The 24,228-nt window shown below is 73.7% G+C and carries 15 protein-coding genes; 9 read left to right on the top strand and 6 right to left on the bottom strand.

Translation table 11 applies throughout. The annotated features are described in order from the left end of the window. Positions 1-7: 7 nt before the first annotated feature. Genes P1V51_20355 through P1V51_20335 form a run of 5 tightly spaced genes read left to right on the top strand, consistent with a single transcriptional unit; the run spans position 8 to position 11,833 of the window. Positions 8-1,645, top strand: a complete 1,638-nt coding sequence (locus tag P1V51_20355; GenBank protein ID MDF1565401.1) for a gamma-glutamyltransferase — start codon at positions 8-10, stop codon at positions 1,643-1,645. Continuing rightward, on the top strand, positions 1,638-6,053 hold the full coding sequence (locus tag P1V51_20350; protein MDF1565400.1) for a translocation/assembly module TamB domain-containing protein: 4,416 nt from the start codon (positions 1,638-1,640) through the stop codon (positions 6,051-6,053). The genes P1V51_20355 and P1V51_20350 overlap by 8 nt, the downstream gene beginning before the upstream one ends. Further along, a complete protein-coding gene (locus P1V51_20345) occupies positions 6,050-9,019 on the top strand; it encodes a POTRA domain-containing protein (protein ID MDF1565399.1) in 2,970 nt (989 codons plus the stop codon). Before P1V51_20350 ends, P1V51_20345 begins: the two co-directional genes overlap by 4 nt. 2 nt (positions 9,020-9,021) lie before the next feature. Next, positions 9,022-10,926 (top strand): tetratricopeptide repeat protein, encoded by a 1,905-nt coding sequence (locus P1V51_20340; protein MDF1565398.1) that lies wholly within the window; start codon positions 9,022-9,024, stop codon positions 10,924-10,926. 52 nt (positions 10,927-10,978) lie between these two features. Then, a complete protein-coding gene (locus P1V51_20335; GenBank protein MDF1565397.1) occupies positions 10,979-11,833 on the top strand; it encodes a lysophospholipase in 855 nt (284 codons plus the stop codon). Between the two features lie 9 nt (positions 11,834-11,842). Here the strand turns inward: P1V51_20335 and P1V51_20330 are convergent, their stop codons facing one another. Together P1V51_20330 and P1V51_20325 are read right to left on the bottom strand one after the other, a co-directional pair. Continuing rightward, positions 11,843-14,023: a serine/threonine protein kinase gene (locus P1V51_20330; protein ID MDF1565396.1), complete on the bottom strand. Its 2,181-nt coding sequence runs from the start codon at positions 14,021-14,023 to the stop codon at positions 11,843-11,845. 79 nt (positions 14,024-14,102) lie between these two features. Next, the gene (locus P1V51_20325; GenBank protein MDF1565395.1) at positions 14,103-16,106 is read right to left on the bottom strand and encodes a hypothetical protein; all 2,004 of its coding nucleotides are present in this window, start codon (positions 16,104-16,106) and stop codon (positions 14,103-14,105) included. A gap of 85 nt (positions 16,107-16,191) precedes the next feature. On the opposite strand from P1V51_20325, the gene P1V51_20320 reads away from it, so the two are divergent. Together P1V51_20320 and P1V51_20315 are read left to right on the top strand one after the other, a co-directional pair. Then, positions 16,192-17,190 (top strand): phosphotransferase, encoded by a 999-nt coding sequence (locus P1V51_20320; protein MDF1565394.1) that lies wholly within the window; start codon positions 16,192-16,194, stop codon positions 17,188-17,190. Between the two features lie 170 nt (positions 17,191-17,360). Further along, positions 17,361-18,272: a M23 family metallopeptidase gene (locus P1V51_20315; protein ID MDF1565393.1), complete on the top strand. Its 912-nt coding sequence runs from the start codon at positions 17,361-17,363 to the stop codon at positions 18,270-18,272. Between the two features lie 151 nt (positions 18,273-18,423). On the opposite strand, the gene P1V51_20310 is transcribed toward P1V51_20315, so the two are convergent. After that, positions 18,424-18,903, bottom strand: a complete 480-nt coding sequence (locus tag P1V51_20310) for a hypothetical protein (protein MDF1565392.1) — start codon at positions 18,901-18,903, stop codon at positions 18,424-18,426. 85 nt (positions 18,904-18,988) lie between these two features. On the opposite strand from P1V51_20310, the gene P1V51_20305 reads away from it, so the two are divergent. Both P1V51_20305 and P1V51_20300 read left to right on the top strand, forming a co-directional pair. After that, positions 18,989-19,468 (top strand): AAA family ATPase, encoded by a 480-nt coding sequence (locus tag P1V51_20305; GenBank protein ID MDF1565391.1) that lies wholly within the window; start codon positions 18,989-18,991, stop codon positions 19,466-19,468. A 14-nt stretch (positions 19,469-19,482) separates the two neighbouring features. Next, positions 19,483-20,970: an AMP-binding protein gene (locus P1V51_20300; protein ID MDF1565390.1), complete on the top strand. Its 1,488-nt coding sequence runs from the start codon at positions 19,483-19,485 to the stop codon at positions 20,968-20,970. On the opposite strand, the gene P1V51_20295 is transcribed toward P1V51_20300, so the two are convergent. The 3 genes from P1V51_20295 to P1V51_20285 are packed head-to-tail and all read right to left on the bottom strand — an operon-like array spanning position 20,967 to position 24,224. Beyond that, positions 20,967-22,760, bottom strand: coding sequence for a glycosyltransferase family 39 protein (locus P1V51_20295; GenBank protein MDF1565389.1), 1,794 nt, complete (start codon positions 22,758-22,760; stop codon positions 20,967-20,969). The genes P1V51_20300 and P1V51_20295 overlap by 4 nt on opposite strands. Continuing rightward, complete coding sequence (locus tag P1V51_20290; GenBank protein ID MDF1565388.1) at positions 22,757-23,572, bottom strand: class I SAM-dependent methyltransferase; 816 nt, start codon at positions 23,570-23,572, stop codon at positions 22,757-22,759. Before P1V51_20290 ends, P1V51_20295 begins: the two co-directional genes overlap by 4 nt. Further along, entirely contained in the window at positions 23,565-24,224 is a 660-nt protein-coding gene (locus P1V51_20285; protein ID MDF1565387.1) for a class I SAM-dependent methyltransferase, read from the bottom strand. Before P1V51_20285 ends, P1V51_20290 begins: the two co-directional genes overlap by 8 nt. Positions 24,225-24,228: the final 4 nt, after the last annotated feature.

The raw sequence follows: 24,228 nt of genomic DNA, 5'->3' as shown, positions 1-24,228 counted from the left end.
CGGCGCGATGTCCGACAGCTCGAGAGTGCATCCGAAGGGGAATCAGGGCGCGGCCCACGGCTGCGTCGCCGCCGGCGATCGCCGGACCGCCGCGGCCGGTGCCCGCCTGCTCGAGGAGGGGGGCAACGCGGTGGACGCCGCGGTGGCCGCGGCCTTCGCCGCCTTCGCCTGCGAGCCCGTCCTGGCCTCCCCCTTCGGGGGGGGCTTCGCCACCTACTCCGACGGGGAGGGCCACGAGGAGGCCTGGGACTTCTTCGCCGAGGTGCCCGGCCTCGGCCTGCCCCCGGCGCTGGAGGATCCCAGCCTCGACTTCGTGGCCATCGACGTCAGCTTCGGGCCCACCAGCCAGGTCTTCCACGTCGGCCGCGGCGCGGCGGCGGTGCCCCTGATCCTGCCGGGCCTGGTCGAGCTGCAGCGGGCGCACGGCGTCAAGACCCTGGCGGAGGTGGTCGCGCCCTCCATCGAGCTGGCGCGGGCGGGGGTGCCCCTCTCCGCCGAGATCGCGCCCATCGTGGAGATCCTCGAGCCGATCCTGCGCTTCACCCCCGAGGCCTCGGAGATCATCGCGCCGGGCGGCCGGCTCATCGGCGAGGGTGACCCCTACTTCGTGCCCCAGCTCGCGGGCCTGCTCGAGCGGGTGGCCGCCGGCGGCAAGGTGCCCGGCCGGCCGGAGCTCCTCGAGGGCTTCGGGCCGCCCCGCGGGCGGATGACCGACGCCGATCTCGACGCGGCGGTGGCGAAGACCACCGTGCCGATCCGGATCGGCCTGCCCGGGGGCCTGACCGTCCACCTGCCGCCGCCGCCGGCCAGCGGCGGCCTGCTGATCGCCTTCTCCCTGAAGCTGCTGGCTCCGGTCGAGCGCGGCGTCTGGAGGGATCCGGGGGCGACCGCCGACCACCTCCTGGCGGTGATGGCGGTGGCCAACCAGGCGCGGCAGGCGGCCCTCGCCCCCCTGCTGCGCTCCGGCGCCGTCCCCCCCGACGAGGTGGTCGCCGCGTTCCTGGGCGAGGAGTCGATCCGCCGCTGGCGCGAGCCCTTCGAGCGGGCGGTGGTCGAGGGGCCGGCCTTCGCCGCCGCCCGGCCCGACAACCACCTCGGGCGCACCACCCACGTCAGCGTCATCGACGCCGCGGGGAGGGCCTGCTCCCTCACCCACAGCAACGGGGAGGGCTGCGGCCACCTCGTCCCGGGCACCGGGATGCAGGCCAACAACTTCCTGGGCGAGGAAGATCTCCACCCCGAGGGCTTCCACTCCGACCGGCCGGGCACCCGCCTCACCTCGATGATGTGCCCCTCGATCGTGACGCGGGAGGGCCGCCCGGTCCTCGCCGTGGGCAGCGGGGGATCGAACCGGATCCGCTCGGCGATCCTCCAGGTGCTGGTGCACGCCCTCCTCGGCGAGCGGCCGCTGGTGGACGCGGTGGACCTCCCCCGGATGCACCTCGAGGGCCGCACCCTCAACATCGAGCGCCGGGGCGTGCGGGGCAGCTACGACGTGGCCGTCCTCGAGCGCCTCGCCTCCCGTGTCGGGGAGCTCGTCGTCTTCGACACGCCGAGCATGTACTTCGGGGGGGCGCACGCCGTGGGCGAGGGGGGCACCGGCGCCGGTGACGCCCGCCGCGGTGGTGCGGTCTGCCGTGTCTGACACGCCCCCCGACGGCGCCGAGACGCCGACGATCCGGGAGCGGAGACGGGACCGCTACCTGCGGCGGGCCCGGCGGGTCGCGGTGGTCCTCTCCGTCGGGCTCCTGATCCTGCTCCTCGTCCTCGCGCTGGGCCTGCGGGTCTACCTGACCGAGGAGCGCGCCCAGGCCATCGCCACCGAGGTCTTCGCGCAGGTGCTGCAGGGCCGGCTGGAGATGGAGGCCTTCCACTGGGAGCGCTTCCCCGAGCGGATCCGGCTGGAGTCGGTGCGGGTCTTCGCCCCCCGGGGCGAGCGGGTGATGGAGGCCCGGGAGCTGGAGGCCGAGATCGCCCTCGTCGATCTGCTCCAGCAGCGCGTCCTGCTGCGGGAGGTGATCCTGCGCGAGGCCGTGATCTCCCTCCTGCCGCCGCAGCCGGCGGCGCCCGGCCGGCCCGAGCCGCCGGCCTTCGCCCTCATCGAGGCGGTGCTGCCCGACGGCTACGGTGAGGGCGATCCGGACGACGACACCCCCTCGGGCTGGCGGGTGAGCCTCGACTCGCTGGTGCTGGAGGATCTGGACGTCGACCTCGTCCTCGAGTCCCTCTCGGTCGAGGCGCGGGGGCTCGAGCTCGCCGGGGGCAGCCTCGATCTGACGCTGCCGGGGGTGGAGGCCCTCCTCGAGGGGGTGAAGGCCGAGGCGGTCACGCTCCACGCCCTGGAGCGCAGCCTGACCCTCGCCCCCGTGACGATCCGCCAGGGCCGCTACCACCGCGACGCGGAGGGGCCCGGCTCCCACTTCGAGGTCGAGGGCGCCCGGGCGCGCGGCGAGGGCCTCGAGCTCGGCGGCGAGCTGCGCCTCTCCGAGCTGGACCTCGACCGGGACTGGGGGCTGCGGGCCTCCCTCGAGGGGCAGGTGGAGCTCGACGCGCCCGCCCTCGAGCTGCCGGACCTGGGGGGCCGGGTGACGTTCACGATCCAGGGCAGCGGGACCCTGGGCAACCCCGGGATCGAGCTGGTCGCCACGGCGCCGCGCCTCACCCGCGAGGAGCTGGTGGTGGAGGCCCTGCGGCTGGAGGCGGGCCTCTCCGAGGGCGGCCTCGCCCTGCGCCGGCTGGAGGCCGGCCTGGGGACGGGGCGCGTCGAGGCGAGCGGCGCGGCGCGGCTGCTGCCCGAGCCGGGGACCTTCGAGCTCACGGCGAAGCTCGAGAAGATCCCGGCGGCGCTGGCGGAGCCCTTCGGGGCGCCGGCCGAGTGGTTGCCGGGGAAGGTGAGCGGCCGGGTCGGGCTCTCCGGGGCGCTCCTCACCGAGCTCGCCGCCGACTGGTCCCTCGATCTGCGGATCGAGGGGATGCCCCGGGCCCTGCCCGCCGGGCTGCCCGGCACGGTCACCCTGAAGGGCAAGGGGAAGCTCGACGCGGAGAAGGTCGTGCTCGCCGAGGGGACGAGCCTCGTCGCCGGCGAGACCTCGGTCTTCGCCCGGGGCTGGGTGCGCCTCGACGACGATCTGCGGCTGCGCCTCGACACCCGGGTGGTCTCGGCCGAGCTCGGTCCCCTGGCGGAGGCCTTCGACCTGAAGGGGCTGGGCGGCCGGGCGCAGCTGCAGGCGAGGGTCGAGGGGCCGATCCGGGCGCCGACGGCCGGGGGCAGCCTGGAGCTCGAGGGCCTGAAGAACCCCTGGCTCGCCCCGCTCTCGGGCCTCCTCCCCTTCGACTGGGACGGCCAGAGCCTGGCCCTGAAGGACGCCCGGGTCTCGGTGGTCCACGGCACTCTGCGCGCCACCGGCAAGGTGACCCTCCTCGACGAGGGAGGCGCCCTCGTCGCCGATCCCCGCGGCGCCTTCGCGGTCGAGGGCAGCGGGCTCGCCCTCTCGGCGCTGGCCCTCCCCGAGGTCGAGGGCCTGCTCTACTTCGAGGGCGATCTGCGCGGCTCGCTGCGCGCGCCCACCGGTCAGGCGAGCGCGCGGGTGAAGCGCGGGCGGCTGGGCGGGGTCCCCCTGGAGACCCTGGAGGCCCTGGTCGTCGCCGAGGGTCAGGCCCTGCGCCTGGAGCGCGTGAAGCTGGAGCCCGAGGGCGGCGGCGCCCTCGGCGGAGAGGGCAGCGTCGACCTCGAGCGCGAGACCCTGGATCTGACGCTGCGCCTCGAGGGCCTGCCCACCGCCCTGCTGCGCCCCTTCCTCCCGGACCTGCAGCTCGCGGGGGTGATCGGTGCGAACCTGGAGGTCGAGGGCGCCTGGCGTGACCCCACGGTGCGGGGCCCCATCGGCGTCGAGGGTCTGGTGGTCGAGGGGATCGCGCTGGGGACCCTGGGCCTCGAGATCGGAGGCCAGCGCAGCGCCCTGCGGGTGGACGCCAGCCTGATCGGAGACGCCGGCACGGTGCGGGTCGAGGGGACCCTGATCGACGACGGCGCCGGCCTGCGCTCGACGCGGCTGCGGACCGAGGGGCTGCGGATCGCTCCGCTGATGCCGCCCGCCCCGCCCGCGGCCGGCGACGCCGCGGAGGCCGACGAGGCGAGGGCCGGGCCGGCGCCTCCGCCGATCGACGCGCTGATCAGCGCCGACCTCACGCTGGAGGGCGCGCTGCCCATCCCGGAGATTCGCGGCCAGCTGCGCGCGACCGGCCTCCAGGTGAAGGGGGAGCGGCTGCCCGGGGGCGAGGCCATCGCCCGCCTGACGCCCCTGCCCGGCGGGGTGCAGCTGAGCCTCGCGGCCCTCGGGGTGCTGGACGGCCAGGCCTCGATCACGCTCGCCGAGGGTGGGCTGACGATCAGCGGCGACGGCTCCCTCCGGCGCTTCGCCGTCTCCTCCCTCGTCCCCTCCCTCTCCGAGTACGAGACCGAGATCGTCACCGCCGGCCGCCTCTCCTTCGACCTGGTGGGCGAGGCCTGGGAGGTCGCGACCGAGCTCACCACCCTGGAGCTCTCCCTGGCCGGGGTCCGCCTCGATCAGCAGGGCCCGGTGAAGCTGCGCTACGGGGCAGAAGGCCTGACCCTCGAGCCCTTCCTGCTCACGGGGACCGGCGGGCGCCTGCGCGCCGGCGGCAGCGTGGGTGAGCGCCTCGCCCTCGACGCGACCGGCGAGGTCGACCTCTCCCTCCTGCCGCCCTTCGTCGAGGCGATCTCCCGGGCGAGCGGGCGGATCGGGATCGCCCTGAAGATCCGGGGGACGCCGGAGGCGCCGGATCTGCAGGGCGAGATCTCCCTGAACGGCCCGGCGATGCTGCGCCCGCGGACGGTGGTGAGGGAGATCCACCTCTCGAGCGGCAGCATCGAGCTGCGCGGCAGCGAGGCCATCCTCCAGGGCATCGTCGGCGAGATCGGCAGCGGTACCTTCTCGGCCTCGGGGATGATCACCCTCTCCGGGGAGAGGGCCGGCGCCCACCGCCTGGGTATCCGGGCCGAGGGGCTGCCCCTGCGGCTGCCCGATCTGGTGCTGGAGGTGAACGGGATGCTGGGGGTGGAGGGGACGCTCCCCGAGACCCTGGTGCGGGGCGAGGTGGAGATCGTCCGGGGCCGCTACCTGCAGAAGTTCGAGCTGAAGCGCTTCAACTTCCGGGCGCAGGAGGTCGAGCTCGACGAGCCCCTGGCGGTGACCTACCCCTGGCTCGAGGGCATCGGCCTCGATCTCACCGCCGTCAGCGCGGGCGGGCTCGAGGTCGTCGCCAACGCCGGCCCCCTCAGCCTCGACCTCTCCCTCGACAGCGACCTGAAGATCCAGGGGACGGCCGCCGATCCCCTCATCGAGGGGAAGATCTCCTCCACCCAGGGCACGATCGTCTTCCCGGCCGCCACCCTCGACGTGACCGAGGCGCGGATCGACTTCGAGCCCACCGGCGGGGAGGGCATCGCGCCGATCCTGAACCTGCGCGCCGAGGGTGAGGTCACCCCGCCCCTGGTCGGCGGCGACGCCCAGCCCACCTACTTCATCACCATGGGGCTGGCCGGCGATCCCTTCGAGGAGATGCCCCTGGAGCTCACCGCCGATCCGAGCCTCTCCCAGCTCGAGGTCCTCTCCCTCCTCACCACCGGGCGGGTGGCGCCGGACTTCGAGTCGGGGGGCGGCGGCTCGGGCGCGGCGAACGCGGCGCTCGCGATGGTGGGCTCGCAGCTGGCTGCGCCCCTGACCCGCTTCGTCACCCAGCAGCTCGAGCGCAACCTGAACCTCGAGCTGCAGCTGGACGCTGGCATCACCAGCGAGGGGGTCACGGTCACCGCCGGCAAGGAGATCACCCGCCGCCTGCGCCTGGAGGGCTCCTTCGAGCGCAGCTTCGAGTCGCGCTCGATCGCCACCGGGCGGGCGCGCTTCCTCCTCTCCGATCGCCTCTTCCTGGAGTACACCGGGGAGTCGGTGAGCGGGGCCTCGGCCGAGTCCAAGGACAAGGATGAGAGCAGCAGCCGGCTCGAGCTGAAGCTGAGGTTGCTGGGAAAATGACGCGCGCGCCTGCCCTCGGCCTCGTCGGCCTCCTCCTCGGGCTCCTCGCCCCCGCCGCAGCGCGGGCGCAGGACGAGGGCGCCCTGCGCAGCGAGTGCCGGGTCGAGGCGGGCGACGGCGAGACCTTCGCTCTCACCCTCCTCCAGACCGAGTGGAAGGGCTGGCCGAAGTTCTGTGAGCGCCTGGCCCTCTACCTGCGCTCGCCCGAGGGCAAACGCTTCACGCCGGACGAGCGCTCCCGCCTCCTGCGCGAGTACCCGGGCTTCGAGCGGGCCGAGTGCTCGGCTCAGGAGGGAGGCGTGGTGGCCTGCGCCATCGTGCCGGGGCAGATCGTCTACCGGGTGAAGATCGCGGGGAAGATCCCCTTCGCGGTGCTGGTCGAGGATCTCCGGCGCCGGATCTTCCTGCGCCCCGGCACCGTGGTGAAGGAGCTGGAGGACACCCTCGAGCGCCAGCGCCTGCGCCTGGAGTCCTACCTGGAGAAGGAGGGCTTCTTCGGCTCGAAGGTCCTCCTCACCACCCGGCGGGTGCCGGGCGCCGAGCCGGCCAAGGGGCTGGAGCTGGAGGTGCGGGTCGAGGCCGGCCGCCCGGCCCGCCTGCGGAAGATCGAGCTCGAGGGTGCGCTGCCGGCCGAGGTCGATCGCAAGGAGGTGAAGAAGCTCTTCACCCACCGCACCCTGGGGATGTGGCGAGACCGCTTCATCCCGCGCCGCGCCGAGCAGGACGCCGAGAAGCTCGAGGAGCTGCTCAAGGACCACGGCTACCCGGAGGCCCGGGTCGAGGTGCGCTGGGCGGTGGATCAGGAGCGCCACGGCGCGGACCTCACCCTGGAGCTCGACGCCGGCCCGCGGGTGGTGGTGCGCTTCCTGGGCAACCGCTCCCTCGGCACGAGCACCCTGGAGAAGAAGCTCACCTTCCGCGAGGTGGGCGCGGCGGACACGGTCGAGGCCGAGTCCTCGGCCGAGGCGATGCGCAAGGCCTACCAGGAGCGCGGCTACCACGGCGCCACCGTCGAGACCCAGCTGACCACGCCCGAGGAGGGCACCCTCTGGCACTCCTTCGAGATCACGGAGGGGGAGCGCGCGTCCGTGAGCGCGGTGGACTTCGAGGGCAACGAGGTGATGAGCCGGGAGCAGCTCCTGCGCGAGGTCGAGCTCAAAATCCAGCCACCCGGCCTCGTCACTCGCTCCCGGCTGGTGGACGAGGTCCTCGCCGCCGACCGTCGGGCCATCGAGCGAGCCTACGTGGCGAGGGGCTACGCCGCCGCCGAGGTGAAGAGCCGCAGCGAGCTGAGCCCGGGTGGGAAGATCCGGGTGGTCCACAGCATCGTCGAGGGGCCGCGGCGCTGGGTCGAGGCGATGACCCTGGAGGGCCTCCCGCCGGAGATCGACCCGAAGGCGCTCACCGAGGCGCTGGGGCTGCGCACCGGCACGCCCTACGTCCACTCCCTGCTGGGCCCCGACCGCCGGGAGATCCACGTCTGGCTGGCCCGGGCGGGCTACGCCGGCGGCGTGGTCAAGCGTGATCTCGAGCGGCCCTCGCCCTCGGAAGGGGGGCCGGCCACCCTCCACTACCGGGTCACGCCCGGCCCCAAGAGCCGCTTCGGAGGCATCCTCGTCAGCGGCGACTTCCGCACCCGGGTGAGCCTGCTCGAGGAGCGCCTCGAGCTCGATCCCGGCGACGACCTCGACCTGCTGGTCCTCGGGGCCTCCCGGCGGGCGCTGCTCGAGCTGGGGCCCTTCTCCACGGTCGACCTCGAGCCCCTCGGTAGCTGGCGGGAGGACGGGGTGACCTGGCTCTCGGTCGAGGTGAAGGAGCGCACGGCCACGACCCTGGACCTGGTGCTCTCCGCCTCCACCGACGACGGCCTCGCCTTCGGTCTCGACCTTCGCGACCGCAACCTCCTGGGGAGGGCGGTGCGCCTGGAGGCCCGCGCCCGGGCGGGCTGGATCTTCGGCCTGATCGATCCCGCCTTCCGGGTGGGCAACTCGGACACGGCCGACGTGCTCCTCTCGGCCCCCGAGCCCTTCGGCGCGCCCTTCGACGTGCAGGGCACGGCCTTCTACAACTACCGGGAGAAGGCCACCTTCCAGGAGCGGCGCATCGGCATCGCCGGCGGGCTCTCCCGGCTGCTCCTGCGCCAGACCCGCTGCAAGGCCTGCCCCGATCTCACCGCGGCCCTGCGCTACGGGCTCTCGACCAACGACTACCAGTCGATCAACGAGGAGGGTGGCAACGGGGAGGCGGACTTCACCAACATCGGCCGGCTCACGCCCTCCCTGAAGGCGGACTGGCGGGACTCCTTCCTCGACCCGCGCGGCGGGGGCCTCCTCGAGCTGCGCTTCGAGCTGGCCCGCCCCTGGCTCTCTCCCCTGAGTCAGGGCGCCAGCTTCCTGCGAGCCATGGTCTCGGGGCAGCTCTATCTCGGCCTGGGAACGCCCTTCGCCGTCGACCTGGGCGAGGAGCAGGTGGCCGGCGGCCCGATCGTCCTGGCCATGGGCGGACGGATCGGCCTGGGCTGGCCGACCGGGGGGACCCTCACCCTGCCGGAGAGCGAGGCCTTCTCCTACGGCGGTGACGCCAGCGTCCGGGGCCTGAAGCTGCGGATCTCCCAGGCCGAGGGCGCCTGGCCGGTGGCCCGCAGCCTCCTCGAGGGGACGGTCGAGCTGCGCTGGTACCTCCTGCAGAACGTGGGCTTCGGGACGGTACAGCTGGCCCTCTTCGCCGACGCGGCGGCGGTCTCCGAGTCGCCCGCCCCCAGCTTCGGGCCCCTGACCCTGACGGTCGGCCCGGCCCTGCGCTACGTCACGCCCGTGGGGCCGATCTCGCTGGCCTACGGCTACCCCGCGGTGCTGCCGGCGGTGCTGGCCAACCGGCGCCCGAACCCGGTGCCGGGGGAAGATCCCTTGCCCTCGCTCGTGAATCGGGGAGGACGGTTGCACCTGACCTTCGGGTACACTTTCTGATCGTGATCGCGAAGGGAGCCGTCATCACGGTCCTCCTCCTGGGGGCCACCGCCTGCGCGACCACCACGGGTGCCGCGCCGGAGCCCTCCACCCGCGCGCCGAGCACCGGTGCGCCCGTGGACCCGCCGGCCGAGGCCGGCGCCCGGGGGGGTGGGGATCTCGCGGCGATGGCCGACGCCCTGCGGCCGGCGCCGGTGCGGCCCTGGTCGAGCGCGGCCGCCTATCGCCACTTCCTCGAGGGGAGCGTGGCCCTGGAGGACGGCGCCTACGGCCGGGCCGAGCGCGAGCTGGCCGAGGCGGTCCTCCACGATCCCGAGAGCGCCCAGCTCCACCTCGCGCTGGCCCGGGCGCGCTACCACGCGGGGAAGCTCACGTCGGCCCGGGAGGCCGTCGCCCGCGCGGCCCGCCTGGATCCCGGGCTCACCGAGGCGCACCGCCTCCTGGCGCGGATCCACCTCGCGACCGGCGCGAAGGCCGAGGCCGAGGCGGCCCTGGGCCGGGCCATCGACTCGGCCCCGGACCAGCCGGAGGCCTACGTCGATCTCGCGGCGCTCCTGCTGGAGGAGGAGCGGGTGGACGAGGCCCTGCGGATCTACGAGGTGCTCGAGGGCAGGGAGAGCCGGGAGGGCGCGCCCTGGAAGGCGCTGGGGCTGGACCTCGAGCGGGCGGGCCACCTGAAGGGGGCGCGCCTGGCCTTCCACCGCGCCCGGGAGGCGGTCCCCGAGGACGCCGCGGCGGCGGAGCACGAGGGCAGGGTCTGCCAGGCCCTCCGCGATCGCGCCTGTGCGATCCGCGCCTACGACGACGCGGTGGTGCTCGCCGAGGAGCGCTTCCCCCTGCTCGTCAGCGTGGCGCGCCTCCACGGAGAGCTCGGCCAGGACGCCGACGCCCGGGCCGCGGAGGAGAAGCTCCTCGCGGGGGATCCGGGGAGCGCCGACACCCTGCGGCAGGTGGCCCTCTCCGCCGCGGAGCGCGGGGAGCTCGAGCTGGCGCTCTCGCGCCTGCAGCGCGCCCGGGCGCTGGCGCCGAAGCGCCTGGACCTGTCCTTCTTCGAGGGCTACCTGCGCGAGATGCGCGGCGAGCACGCCCTGGCGCTCGGCGCCTTCGCCCGGGCCACCGCGGATCCGGTCTACGGCGCCGAGGCGCGCCTGGCCCGGGCCTCTCTCCTCGGGGACCTCGGGCGGGACGAGGAGGCCCTCGCCGAGCTGCGCCTCCTGGGGCGCGGGCGCACGCCCCCCCTGGAGGCCCACACCCTCGAGATCGAGGTGCTCGCGCGCCTCGGGGATCTCGAGGGGCTCGAGGGCGCGGTCGCCCGCGTGCCGGCGGCCCTGACCCACGACGTGCGCGTGCTCACCGCGCGGGCCACGGCCCTGCTCACCCTGAAGCGCCCGGAGGAGGCCCTCCGCCTCCTGCGGGCGGAGCTGCGCCTGCGGCCGCGGGACCAGAACCTGCAGTACCTCCTGGCGACGGTGCTCCTGCAGCAGCAGCGGCGGGAGGAGGCCCTCACCCTGATGCAGGCGGTGAGCCGGGCGGACCCGGACCGGGCCGACGCCCTCAACTTCCTGGCCTACACCTGGGCCGAGAAGGGAGAGCGTTTGGAGGAGGCCGAGGCCCTCGCCCGCCGGGCCCTCGAGCTCGAGCCGAACAACGGCTACATCCTCGACACCCTGGGCTGGGTCCTCCTGGCGCGGCAGCGCCCGGGAGAGGCGGTGGAGGCCCTGACGCGGGCCGTCCGCCTCCTCCCCGTCGAGGCCGAGGTGCTCGAGCACCTCGCCGAGGCCCACTGGCAGGCGGGGCAGGAGAGCCGGGCGCGGAAGCTCTTCCGGCACCTCCTCGGCCTGCCGGGCCTGGAGGATTCGCGGCGCGAGCGGGTCGAGACCCGCCTGCGGCAGCTGAAGGCACCTTGACCGATCCGATGTAGGCAAATACCTTCCATCGCCCTACATGAGTGACACAGCCATGAATCAGGACGCGGATCGGGTGAGGGACGACGGCTTCTTCGAGGCCCCGGACGGGACTCGGCTCTTCTGGCGCTCGGTCGTGCCCGCCGAGGTGAAGGCCCGGATCGTCCTCGTCCACGGCTACAGCGACCACAGCGGCCGCTACCCCCACGTGATCGAGGCCTTCGCCGATCGCGGCTTCGCCGTCCACGCCTTCGACTACCGGGGCCACGGCAAGTCCGAGGGCCGCCGCGGCCACGTCGGGCGCTTCGGCGAGTTCGTCTCCGATCTCTCCACCTTCGTCGCGCGGGTGCGCGCCGAGATCACCGACTCGGCGCCCCTCTTCGTGGTCGCCCACAGTCACGGCGGCCTGATCACCCTGCGCTGGCTGCTCGATCGCCCCTCGGGCCTCACCGGCGCCGTGCTCACCTGCCCCTTCCTGGCCCTCGGCTTCGAGCCGCCGGCGCTGAAGGTGCTGGCGGCGCGGGTGATCGGGAAGATCATCCCCCACCTCCCCCTCGGCAACGAGCTGGAGGCCGAGAACCTCACCCGCGACGAGGCCTTCCAGGAGGAGACCCGCAACGATCCCCTCTACGGCCACACCACCACGCCCAGCTGGTTCACCCAGATGCAGCAGGTGCAGGAGGAGGTTAAGCGGCGGGCCTCGGAGATCGTGACCCCCCTGCTGATCCTCCAGGCCGAGGCCGACACCATCGTCAGCCCCGAGGCCAGCCGGAAGCTCTTCGACGCCCTGAGCGTCCGCGACAAGGAGTGGGAGAGCTACGAGGGCATGCGCCACGAGATCTACCGGGAGATCGGGCGCGAGGCGCCCATCGAGCGCACCCTCGCCTGGCTCGAGAAGCGCCTGGGCTGAGCGCTCCGGTCAGCGCTGGCGCCGGCCGAGCTTCTTCACCAGGGTCTCGCCCTCGAGGATCTCGATCTCGAAGCGCTGCTTGCGCTTGCCCCGCTGGATCTCCACCGCGTGGGGGCCGGCCGGGAGCGGGTAGCGGGAGAGGGGGAGCTTGCCGGCCTGCTCCCCGTCCACGAAGACCAGGCCGTTGCCGCCGGTGATGGTGAGGTAGCCCTCACCGAGGCTGGCGCCCGCCGGGGCGGCGGCCGGCTCCGGGGTGGCGCCCATCCCCGGGAAGGTGTGGATCACGGTCGGCGGGTTGCCCGGGATCTCCTCGGGCTTGAAGGTCTGGACCCAGCTCTCGCCGGTGGGGAAGGAGAGGCGGACCTCGTAGGCGCGCCCGCGCTCCAGGCCGGTGAGCACGGTGGGGGTCTTCTGGCGCAGGCGCAGGCTGTCGAGGTGGATCTCGGCGCCCGGCGGCGTGCTCTGCAGGGCCACCGCCAGCTCCTCGGCCGGGGCCACGCTCGCGGCCGGCGCCGAGAGGTACCAGGCCAGGCCCGCGACGCAGGCCCCGGCGACCAGCAGGATGGCCACGATCCGGGAGAGGAGGCCGCTGCCCTGTGTGGGCGGCTCGAGCTCCCAGTCCTCGGCGGGGGCGGGCGCCTCGATCCAGCCCTGCTGGGCGGGATCGACCGCCTCGGTGAGGGTGGCCTCGGCGGCGCCCCCCTCCGAGGGCAGGCCCAGCCGGGCGTCGCCGACCACCCCCTCGAGGGGCCGGGGACCCTCCCGCGAGATCTGGGGCTCGGGGGGGATCCACACGGCGGCCAGCGTGGGCTCGGTGCGCCGGAGGTCCGGGTTGTGCTCGGGGGCCGGCGCCGGTGCCGGCGCGGGGAGCGGGAGGTGGACCGCCGGCAGGTGGGTCTCGGTGATCTTGGCGGCCGGCTCGATGGCCCCGGGCAGGACCGCGGCGAGCTGAGTGGGGGCCAGGCCCTCCTCCCCGACCTCGACCGGCGCCGGCCGGGGCGCCCGGCCCAGGGCCATCGGGCTCACCGGCGGGGCGCGGTCGGTGAAGCCGTCCTCGTCCTCCTCCGCGGTGATCAGCGGCTCTCGATCGAGGGTCGTCGGCGCGGCGGTCTCGTCCACCATCAGGGGGCCGGGGGAGCTCGGCGCCGGGGCGGGCGGGGCGGGGATCTCGTCCGAGGCGTCGGAGCCCTCCAGGCCGAAGCGCGCGTCGAGGAGCGCCGAGGCGTCGCCGCTCTGGCGGGCCACGTCGATGGCCGCGAGGCGCTCGGCGAAGACCTGCTTCATCAGCTCGGCCAGGTCTTCCTCGGTCACCGTCACCCGGTGAGCCTCGAGGAAGGCCGCGAGGTCGTCGCGCAGGGCCTGGGCGGACTCGTAGCGGTTGATCCGGTCGTTGGAGATCGCCTTCAGGACGATCCGCTCCAGGTCGGGGGGGTAGCCCGGAGAGGCCGCCGCGGGGGGCGTGAAGATGTTCTGGGTGATCCGGCGCATCGTCTCGAGCTCGGTCTTGGCCTTGAAGAGGCGCCGGCCGGTGGTCAGCTCGTAGAGGAGGATGCCCAGGGCGAAGACGTCGGTGCGCCGGTCGAGGGGGACGCCGAGGATCTGCTCGGGGGCCATGTAGGCGTACTTGCCCTTCAGCACCCCGGAGCGGGTGCGGTTGGCCTGATCCGCCGCCTTGGCGATGCCGAAGTCCACGATCCGCACCCGGCCATCGAAGGTGACCAGGATGTTCTGGGGGGAGACGTCGCGGTGGACGATGTTCAGGGGGCGGCCCCCGCCGTCCATCAGCTCGTGCGCGTAGTGCAGGCCCTCGGCCGCGCCCATGATGATGGCGACCGCCAGCTTGCGGGGCAGGGGGATCTGGGCGGCGCGGGCCTGGCGGGCGATGGAGCGGATGTCCTCCCCGTGGATGTACTCCATCGCGATGTAGTAGGTGCTGCCCTCCTTCCCCAGATCGAAGATGTGGACGCAGCCGGGGTGGTTGAGGCGGGCGGCGATCCGCGCCTCGTCCACGAACATCATCAGGAACTCGGTGTTCGAGGTCAGGTGCGGGTGGACCCGCTTGACCACGCACTCCCCGTGCTGGGGGTGGTCGGCCAGCCAGATCTCGGCCATGCCGCCCTGGGCCAGCAGGCGCACCAGCCGGTAGGGCCCGATGTTCTGGGGCTGGTTCTGGGAGTCTGCAGTCGCCACGATCTACACGTACCGCCCCGATGCTATGGGGCGGACCGGGTGGTCGCAAGAACTGGCCCGAAAGGGCCGCCGGCACCCGCTAGGGGATCTGACGGCGCGAGGCGCGCCAGGTGCCCTCGATGTCCCGGAGGATGCTGGTGAGGAACTCGCCGTCGTACCAGCCGTCGCGGGTGGACTCGTGGTTCGCCGTGCCCAGTTCGCGCGCCTGGGTGGTGCGCATCTCGGTGATGTTCGCCTCACCGTGGAAGGTCAGCACCCCGAGGTCGAAGGCGAACCCGTAGAGCCGGTCGGTGACCGTCTGGGCCACGCTGCCGACCAGGGAGTTGCAGATGCCCTCGGCGGCGGACTCCGAGAGGAGGCCGAAGCTGTTGTTCGCGACGAAGGAGCCGATGCTCTCGCAGTCCACGACGGCCACCAGGGCCTCGGAGAGGGTGCTGTAGGGGGTGAAGCGGTCGATCAGCTCGTCGACCAGCCAGCCCACCAGCTTGGCCACCCGCATCTCGGCCTCGCGCTCGTTCACCACGACGACGCTCTCGCTCACCGTGCCGTTGAAGGGCTTCACCTTCAGCCCGAGATCGGCGGGGACGCCGGGGCCGGAGGTGAAGAGGTCGACCCGGGCGCAGGGCGGGGTGGGGTCGGCGGGGATCGAGCTGCAGAGGGTGAGGTCGTAGAAGACGAAGCTCTCCCAGACCTCGGTGCCGGTCCAGGCGCCGTCGGTCTGGGTGATGGTCATGTAGCCCATCGAGCGCAGCTCGTTGAGCAGGGTCGCGATGACGTCGAGGACGTGGATGAGGTCGACCACCCAGCCCGGGATGTACTGCTGCACCACCGAGGCGATGATGTCCTCGATGAAGCCCGGCAGCCCGAAGTCGCCCACCAGGATGCGGTCGATGGTGCGGATGGGACCGGCGATGTCCGCCACGAAGGGGATGGCGCCCGAGATGTCGAAGACGTGCTCGGTGTACCAGGGGCCGGAGATGTCGGGGATGACGCCGACCGGCTCGCAGGCGCCGGCGTTGCAGACGAAGCCCGAGGGGCAGGGGTTGGTGGCGTCGCAGGAGGGGTTGTCCGCCACGCAGGCGCCGGTGGTCGTGTCGCAGTGGAAGCCGTTGCCGCAGTTGCTGTCGTCGACGCAGACCCCGCCGAACACCGGCAGGCACTCGTTGTTCGGCGAGCACTGGTAGCCCACCGGGCAGTCGATGCCCTGGGTGGGGTCACAGCCCGGCACGCCCTGGCAGATGCCGTTGCCGTCGCAGTACTGCCCCTGGGGGCAGTCCTGGTTGCCGGCGCAGAGCTTGATCGCCGCGTCCTGCAGCGTGACGGTCCAGGTGGCCGTGGCCGAGGCGTCGCTGCGGGCCGTGATGATGAAGGTGTCCTGGAGGTCGGTGCCCGTGTCGAGGGTGATCTGGGCCTCGCCGCCGCCGCCGGTGGTGGGGGTGACCGCCGCGTCGACGAAGGCCGCGCTCGAGGCGGTCGTCTGGAAGGAGTAGTAGACCGGCACCCCCTCGAGGGCGTTGCCGAACTGGTCGGTGATCCGCACCCGCAGCAGCACCTTGGTGAAGGCCGTCGAGTCGACCATGGCCTGGAGGCCGTTGGCCTGGACCCGGACGGTGGGGGTCCGGACGATCTGGAGGATCTGCTGGAGCTGGATCACCTGGACGCCGAAGGCGACCTGGTTGGCGCCCTGCGCCGAGGCGGCCACCTGGAAGGTGGTCTCGGTCATGCCCGCGTTCAGGGTGATCGCCGCGAGGCCGCCCGCGTCGGTGACGGCGGTGCCGGTGAGGGCGCCGCCCAGGGCCGAGTCCGCGGAGTTGCCGATGATCTGGAAGGTGATCACCTCGCCGGCGACCGCGCCGACGTTCTCCTGGACCAGGGCGACCTGGAGCTGGGCGGTGGTGCCCGTCTGGACGCTCACCAGGGGTGGACCGACCACCGAGAGCCTCCGGCCGGCACCGCTGCCGCCGTCGGTTCCGCCGTCCGTCGTTCCGCCACCGTCAGGGGTCACCGTGCCGTTCCCGCCGCAAGCGGCGGACAGCAGGGCAACCACGGCGACGAGCCACACCCCTCCCTTGATGGACCTCATCCTGTGAGCCTAGCCCAGCCCAGGCGAAAACGGGCATCGGACGACTGACCGATCCCGGCGGGACCTTTGAAGTAAGGTGAGGTCCATGGCGGTCCACACCCCCCTCCAAGCCACCGAGATCGCGGCCTTTCTCGAGGCGGCGGGGCTAGAGGGCGCCCACCTGGAGGCCAGCGAGGGGGTGGCCGAGGGCTCGATCCACACCACCTACCGGCTGCGCCACGCCGGGCGCACCCGCTACCTGCGCCGCTACGAGGGGACGCCGATCGGGGAGGTCGAGTACGAGCTCGCCCTCCTGCGCCACCTCGCCCCGCGCCTCGCCGCCGGGGTGGCGGAGCCCCTCCACCTGCCGGAGGTGGTCGTGCACCGGGACGGCCGCCTCTTCCGGGAGCTGGCCGGGGCGCCGGCCGCCCTCTTCGAGGCGGTCCCGGGAGGCCCGCGGCAGCCCGCCACGCTCGGGCCCCCCGAGCTGCGCTCCCTCGGCGCCCTCCTCGCCCGCCTCCACCTCGCCTCCGCCGGCTTCGCCGGGCGGCGCTCGAACCCCTACGGCGGCGCGACCGTGGAGGGCTGGCTGCGGGCGCTGGAGGCGGAGGCCCCGGGGGGAGAGGTCGGCGAGGCCCTCCCCCGGATCCGGCGGGCCCTGGAGCGAGGCCGGGAGGCGGTGACCCTCCCGGCGGGAGAGGCCCCCCTCGTGGGGCACGGCGATCTCTTCCCCGACAACCTCCACTGGGAGGGCGGACGGATCACCGGGGTCCTCGACTTCGAGATGGCCTGCGATCTGCCCCGGGAGTGGGACCTGGCGGTGGGCCTGCTGATCTTCTGCTGGACCGACGCGGGGCCCGACGCCGCGGGGGCGCGCGCGCTCCTCGAGGGCTACGGCCGGGCGCCGGGCGCCGACCCGGATCGCCTGCGCGGCGCGCTCCACTTCGTGGCCGCCCGCTACGCCCTGAGCCGGATCCGCGACTTCGCCCGCAGCCCCCTCGCGGGCGATCGCCTGGTGCAGAAGGACTGGCGCGAGCTCGATCGATGCCTGCGCCACCTCGAGGCGATCGGGGCTGAATTTTGGGATGCGCTCCACCCGCGTTAGACCGCTTTCAGGTTGAGGTGAGCCCGTCCACGCTGAGGGCGGCGCGTTCCCAGCAAGGCGGACGACGCAGCCGGGGTGGGGCCCCGGCAAGGAGGACAACGCCGCTGGGGGCGTGCCGAACCTGCGTGGTGGGATCAGATCAACCTGAAATCGGTCTATGGTGGGTTGCGATGAGGTCGTACGGACGGTGGCTCTTGCTGGGGCTCTGGCTCCTGCCGGCGGGGATCCTGGCGCAGCCCGCGCCGGCCGAGCCGGAGGTCTTCGTGCAGTGGTACCCGGAGCAGCCCGGCCGCGGTGATCCCCTCGTCGTCGAGGTCCGCCTGGAGGGGGAGGGCGCCGCGGACTGGAAGATCGGGGCGACCTTCCTGAAGCACCGCCTCGCCTTCTTCCCCTGGGGCGAGCAGCAGCGGGCCCTGGCGCCGATCGCGGTGACGACCGAGGCGGGCACCCACCCCCTGCAGGTGGTCCTCACCCGGGGCGAGGGGGAGGCGCGCCAGACCCTGGAGCGCACCGTCGGCGTCCCCGTGGCCGAGGTCGAGTTCGAGCAGTCGACCCTGCGGGTGAGCCCCCGCTTCACCTCCCCCCCGAAGCAGGCCCGGGCCCGGATCCGCCGGGAGCGGGCCCTCATCAAGAAGGCCTGGCGCAAGCAGTCCGACCAGCGCCTCTGGCGGGGTGCCTTTCAGCGCCCGATGACGACGGAGGTCACCGGGGTCTTCGGCACGGAGCGGGTCTTCAACGACAAGGTCGAGAGCCGGCACCTCGGCCTCGATCTCGACGGCAAGACCGGCGACCCCATCCAGGCCGTCGCCGGTGGGCGGGTCGTCCTCGCCGGCCACCTCTTCTACACCGGCCGCTGCGTCTTCATCGATCACGGCCTGGGTCTCTTCAGCGTCTACTTCCACATGAGCGAGCTGAAGGTGGCGGAGGGGGATCGGGTCGAGAAGGGACAGGTGATCGGCCTGGTGGGCCGCAGCGGGCGGGTGACCGGGCCGCACCTGCACTTCGGGGCGAAGCTGCAGGGGGTCTACGTGAGGCCCTCGACGCTCTTTGCTCTGCCGCTGGGAGATGATCCCGGCGCCTGAGGTCGAAAAGGCAGGGCGACTCGTACACGTGCACGTACACGGACACGTGCTCGGATTCTCCCGTGCTCGACGAGCCCTACCTGGGCAAGCCCAGGGAGAGGCCGTGTACGAGTACGTGTACGTGTAGGTGTACGGCGGGGGCCGTGGTGCCCTACAGCCCCCCGATAACCCGCCACCCCGCCTCTTCGCGGCGCAGCTTCATCTGGTGCACGTTGATCTCGTTGTGCCAGCTGCTGCCCGCGGGCATCTCGAGCTGGAAGCGCAGGTCGTAGCGCAGCTCGAGGGCCGCGACCTCCTTGCCCTCGTCGAACTCGAGCTTGAGGACCTCGAGGGAGAGCTTCAGGGCGGTGATCCGCGCCATCTCCGCCTCGAGCTTGGCCTTCAGGCCCGCGCGGTCGAGATCGTCCGAGGGGTCGAGGGAGCCGCGCCCGTCGAGGTAGTCGGGCGAGGTGAGGGAGAGGATGGCGTCGACGTCCCGGGCCTCCATCGCGTGACGGTAGCTCTCGAGCAGCTCGAGCACGGCCTCCGACTGCGGTCCCCGGGGGATCCGCTGGTTCTTGCGGCCGCCGGTGCAGGCGGGCAGGAGGGTGACGATCGCCAGGGCGAGGAGCAGGGTCCGGAACGTACGCATGTGAGTCCAACCTTTCGACCCTGGGGGTATTCCAAAGCGCCGCCGGATGACAAGGGCCCGGCGGAGGGCCTATACCGCTCGACCCATGAGCACCGAAGCAACCAGCGTCGACAAGCTGCGCACCTTCTTCGAGACCAGCCCCGCGGCCGCGAAGGCGACCAAGCCCCTCAAGAAGGGCGCCGAGGTGGGCGTGGTCTTCACCGACGTGCCGGGCGACTACCGCTTCGGCGTCGAGACGGGCGCCGGACGGATCGGCGAGGGCAAGGCCTCCGATCCGGACTTCGAGCTGGAGCTGGCCCCGGGGGCCGTCGATCGCCTCTGCTCGATGCAGACCGACGACCTGGGTGAGTTCGCGGTCACCTTCTTCAAGTGCATGCTCGCGGACGACCCCGAGCAGAAGATCGGGGTGAAGCTCCACTCGGGCTTCCTCAAGCTCACCAGCCGGGGCTACCTGAAGACCATGGCCCTCGGCGGCGCCAAGGTCTTCGCCTTCATGGCGAAGAACGGCTACATGGGCCCCACCGCGGTGAAGAAGGCCATCGACAAGCTGCGCAAGTCGCGCTGAAGGACCCCCCGGCGGTGGACCTCCTCTTCCCACCCCTCGGCGCCGGGCGACCGGCGACCGGCGCCCCCCTGCTCTCCCTGGGCGAGGCTCGCCTCGACGCCGCGGCGCTCGGCGCGGCCGTCCACGCCGCCGCGCGCCTCCTCGAGGCCGAGGGGCTCACGGAGGGCGAGCCGGTCCTGATCGAGGTGGGGGGCGACGCCGAGAACCTCCTCGCGGTCCTGCCGGCGCTCCTGGCGGTGATGGAGCTCGGGGCCGTCGCCGTCCCCCACGCGGGGAAGCTCGGGCACCGGGCGCTCGCCCACCTGCGCGCCGACACGGCGGCTCGCCTGCGCGTCGGCCGGGCCGCCGCCGAGGGGAGCCCCCTCACGGGGCTTTGCACCCTCGAGCCCGCCCGCCTGCGGGAGGCCGCCAGCGAGGGATCCCGGAGGGGGGGCGCGCTGCGGCGGGCCCTCGACGATCGCCCCTGCCTGATGCTCTACACCTCCGGCACCACCGGCAGCCCGAAGGGCGTGCCCCACTCGCCGGCCGGGCTGGCCGCGAACCTCGACGCCCTGGCCCGGGCCTGGGCCTGGGGCGAGGCGACCCCCGTGGTCCACGCGCTCCCGCTCTTCCACGTCCACGGCCTGGTCCTCGGGCTCTTCGGAGGGCTGCGCCACGGCGGTGGCCTCCTGCACCTTCCCCGCTTCGAGCCCGGCGCCCTGGCCCGGGCGGTGGGCGAGCGCCGGGGGATGCTCTTCTCGGTGCCCACGATGCTCCACCGCCTGGTCGAGGCCGGCCGCGAGGATCCCGGCATCGGCGAGGCCCTGGGGAGGGCGCGGCGGCTGATCAGCGGCTCGGCGCCCCTGCCACGGAGGATGCACGCCGCGGTCGAGGCCCTCTGCGGCCAGCCGGTCTTCGAGCGCTACGGCCTCACCGAGAGCGCGATCAACTGCGCGGTGCGGGTCGAGGACGGCCCTGACCCCGGCTTCGTCGGGCCGCCCCTGCCGGGGGTCGAGCTGAAGCTCGTGGCGGACGACGGGCTGAGCGAGGTGCCCTCCGACGGCGAGAGCCTGGGCGAGGTCTGGGTGCGGGGCCCCTCGGTGATGCGGGGCTACCACGGGCAGGAGGCGGCGAGCGCCAAGGTCCTCCTCGCGGGCTGGCTGAAGACCGGCGACATCGCGGCGCGCCGCGCCGACGGCAGCGTCCGCCTGGTCGGGCGGCGCTCGGTGGATCTGATCAAGAGCGGGGGCTACCGCATCGGCGCCGGCGAGGTCGAGGCGGCCCTCCTCGAGCTGCCCGGCGTCGCCGAGGTGGCGGTGGTCGGGGTCGCCGACGACGACCTCGGCCAGCGCATCGAGGCCTTCGTCGTCCCCGCGCCCGGCGCCCGGCCCGACCCGGCGGCGCTCATCCAGGGCGTCGCCGAGGCGCTCTCGCCCCACCAGCGCCCGCGCGCCGTGCACCTGCGCGATGAGCTCCCCCGCAACGCCATGGGCAAGGTCCAGAAGAAGCTGCTGCTGGACTAGGGAGGACCGGCGCCGAGCGCGACGGGGACCAGGGCCGGCTGGCCCCGGGCCTTCCAGACGAGGCGCAGGGGGAGGCGCTCGGGGTAGCGCGCGGCGAGCTCGGCGTGGAGCTCGGGCCGGTCGCGGACCCAGAGCACCGGCTCGTCCATCCGCGGCGAGGGCAGGGGAGGGCGCGTCACCCAGCTGCGCCGGCCGCCCCGCACGTCCGACCAGAGCAGGAGGATCTTCCCGCCAGGGGCGGCCGCGGCCGCCTCCTCGGCGAGGGCCACCGGGCGGGTGATGTCCCCGGCCAGGCCGTGGAGGCGAACGGCCTGGACGACCCAGAAGGTCGCCAGGGCGCAGAGGGTGGCGGCGAGGGCGTGGGCGGCGACCCGCTCGCGCCCGAAGCGCGCGGCGAGGCGCTCGAGGCCCACCGCCACGGCGAGGGCGAGGGCCGGCCAGGCGGGCAGGTGGTAGAGGGTCCCCAGGTCCTGCACCGAGGGGAAGATGTAGAGGAAGTAGCCGAGGAAGAGCAGGCCCGAAAAGAGCCAGAGCGGCCACCCGCGGCGGCGGAAGGGGCGGTGGGCGAGGCCGATGGCGACCACGACCAGGAGGAGCGGCCACCCGCTGGCCCAGAGCTCGATGCGCAGCAGGGCGGTGAGGGTCTTGGTGAGCGCCGAGAGGGGCGTCTGCTCGAGGTTCCAGATCGTCTTGCCGAAGCCGAAGAGGGGCGCCCCGGGCATCCCCTGCGCGACCCAGCGCGGGTAGGCGGTCTCCAGGAGGCTCCCGGTGGTGCGCAGGTTCGCCAGCAGCTGCACCGAGGCGGCCGCGCCCGTCGCGCCCAGCGCCGCGAGGGTCCGCAGGGCGAAGGCCAGCCGCTCCCCTCCACCGAGCGCGCGGAAGGCCGCGATCCACACCGCCGCGACGGTGACCCCGACCACCAGCCCGTCGAGGGGTCGCACGAGGTAGCTGATCCCGATGGCGAGGCCGGTGAGCAGCGCCCGCCAGAGGGCGGGCCGCTCGCGCGCCTCGAGCGCCATCCAGAGGGAGAGCAGCACGAAGAAGGTGCTCGGGACGGCGTTGTGCTTGGTGGCCGCCACCCCCAGCAGCCAGGGGGAGAGGGCCACGAGGGCCGCCGCGAGGAGCGCGAGCCGGGGCTCCTCGAGCAGCCGCAGGGCCAGGCGCCAGGTGAGCAGGACGATCCCGCCGACGAAGAGCGCCTGGAAGAGGGAGGGGTCACCCAGGAGAGAGGCCGCGGCCATCAGGAGGGGCTGCCCGACCGGGAAGAGCCCGGCGAGCCCCTCGCCGCCCTCGATGGGGATGGCGAAGGCCGGGAGGAAGGCGCGCAGCGGGCGGGGCAGGGGGCCGGTGAAGCCGCTCTCGAGGAAGACCTGGGCCTGGTACCAGTAGGTCCGCTCGTCGTCGGTGAGGTCGGCGTCCAGCACCACGAGGTGGCGGGCGAGCAGGGCCACGGCGACGCCGAGGAGCGCCAGCAGGGCCACGACCTTCCCGGGCTCGGCCGCGCCCAGGGCGAGGAGGCGCCGCGGCAGGCCGGGCGCCCCGCGCCGCAGGGCCTCGCCGAGCAGGAAGGTGGCGGGGACGACCGTCGCCAGGGCGAGGAGGAGGGAGAAGAGCTCACCGGGGGAGGGGCGGAAGTGGAGGCCCTGCTCGACGAAGGAGAGGCCCAGCCCCCAGCGACCGTGGAGCCAGTGGTAGGCGGCGAGCAGGGCGGCCCCGGCCAGGAGGAGGCCCGCGGAGACCACCGGAGAGGGCCGGGCGGAGGCCGCCTCCCTGGCGCGGTCGGGGCTCATCCCTGCTCGGCGGGGCGGTGCGCGATCAGGAGGTACTCGGCGGTGGGGGCCTGGAGGGGGTTGAGCTCCAGCACGCTCTTCACCATCGCGTAGACCGGCAGGCTGGCCGCCTTGCGGAGGCCCGGGGTCAGGGTCCACCGGCCGGTGACCTTCTTGTTCACCCAGCCCAGGAGCGAGGGGAGCAGGAAGGCCTCGAAGGCCATGGTCGAGGCGGTGCTCCCCACCGGCTCCACCCGGTCGACCACGAAGCCGACGTCCTCGAAGATCGCGCGCCAGCCCTCGGCGTCCTCGAGGTGGTGGTGCTTGAAGACGGTGTTCACCGCCTCGTCGAGGATCCCGGCCAGGGGGCCGAGCTTGAGGCCGCGCAGCAAGCGCGAGGAGAGCATCTGCCCGGCCCAGGCCCGGTCGGGGACGAAGGCGTAGAAGACGCCCCCGGGCCTGAGGGCCGCGAGGATGTTGCGGGCGGCGGCCGGGAGGTCCGGCACGTGCTCGAGGGAGCAGTTGGCCACGCAGGCGCCGAAGAAGCCCTTGGGGAGGTGGGCGGTGGTGACGTCGGCGAGGACCACCTGGGAGTAGGAGCGGCTCGCCTGGGCGCGCCGCGCCTCGTTGCCGTCGATGTCGATGCCCCAGACCTCCGCGTCCTCGAAGGCGAGGCGGGCGAAGAGGCCGTCGCCGCAGCCGACGTCGAGGATCGGGGGCGGGCAGCCGTGCTCCTTCATCGCCCCGAGGCGGACGCACTCCTTGATGACCAGCGCGGTGGGCGCATAGGGGAAGTACGAGAGGAAGTCGGCGTAGGTGATCTCGTCACGCATCGGGGGCATCGGCTTTCGTCTGGGGCTTCCTGGCCGTGCCCGAGAGCACCCACCCGAGCGAGCGGGCGTGCACCTCGACGGCGGAGAGGCCGGCGCATTCCATCACCTCGGTCAGTCTGCGGCAATCGAAGCGGCTCGGGTGGAGCTCGCGCCGCGAGAAGCCCTGCGAGCGGGCGATGAGCTCCAGCACCGTCGCCTCGATCAGCGGCAGGGTGGAGGTGCGGCCGTAGTTCGGGGTGGTCAGGTAGATGCGGCCGCCGGGCCGCAGCACCCGCACCAGCTCGGCCAGCCAGGGCGCCGGCTCCGGCACGTGCTCGATGACGTCCATCGAGGTGACCAGCGCGAAGGCCCCGTCGGGGTAGGGGAGCGGCGCGCCGACCTCGAGGGTCCGGGCGTCCTCGAGGGCCTCGCCGTGGAGGCCGCGGGCCGCCTCGACGGCCCGGGGATCGATGTCGCAGACCGACCAGCGCCAGCCCGCCTCCGGCAGCTCGCGAAGCTCGAGGAAGGGTCCGGAGCCGACGTTGAGGGCCGGGCCGCCGGGCCCCTCTCGCAGCACCCGGGCGAGCCCCTCGACGATCGGCCGGTGGTAGAGGCGCCAGGGGAAGCGCAGCTTCAGCCGGTGGTTGGCGTAGTAGTCGACGGCCTCGGACACCGGC

Source organism: Deltaproteobacteria bacterium, assembly GCA_029210625.1.
GTDB lineage: Bacteria > Myxococcota > Myxococcia > SLRQ01 > SLRQ01 > JARGFU01.
The sequence above is the reverse complement of the archived record's forward strand: the minus strand, read 5'-3'. Positions and strand labels throughout refer to the sequence as shown.

Excerpts from the sequence above, each read along its gene's own strand:
- P1V51_20355 (MDF1565401.1), top strand. The coding sequence starts at position 8 with ATGTCCGACAGCTCGAGAGTGCATCCGAAGGGGAATCAGGGCGCGGCC.
- P1V51_20345 (MDF1565399.1), top strand. The coding sequence starts at position 6,050 with ATGACGCGCGCGCCTGCCCTCGGCCTCGTCGGCCTCCTCCTCGGGCTC.
- P1V51_20335 (MDF1565397.1), top strand. The coding sequence starts at position 10,979 with ATGAATCAGGACGCGGATCGGGTGAGGGACGACGGCTTCTTCGAGGCC.
- P1V51_20325 (MDF1565395.1), bottom strand. The coding sequence starts at position 16,106 with ATGAGGTCCATCAAGGGAGGGGTGTGGCTCGTCGCCGTGGTTGCCCTG.
- P1V51_20320 (MDF1565394.1), top strand. The coding sequence starts at position 16,192 with ATGGCGGTCCACACCCCCCTCCAAGCCACCGAGATCGCGGCCTTTCTC.
- P1V51_20315 (MDF1565393.1), top strand. The coding sequence starts at position 17,361 with ATGAGGTCGTACGGACGGTGGCTCTTGCTGGGGCTCTGGCTCCTGCCG.
- P1V51_20310 (MDF1565392.1), bottom strand. The coding sequence starts at position 18,903 with ATGCGTACGTTCCGGACCCTGCTCCTCGCCCTGGCGATCGTCACCCTC.
- P1V51_20305 (MDF1565391.1), top strand. The coding sequence starts at position 18,989 with ATGAGCACCGAAGCAACCAGCGTCGACAAGCTGCGCACCTTCTTCGAG.
- P1V51_20295 (MDF1565389.1), bottom strand. The coding sequence starts at position 22,760 with ATGAGCCCCGACCGCGCCAGGGAGGCGGCCTCCGCCCGGCCCTCTCCG.
- P1V51_20290 (MDF1565388.1), bottom strand. The coding sequence starts at position 23,572 with ATGCGTGACGAGATCACCTACGCCGACTTCCTCTCGTACTTCCCCTAT.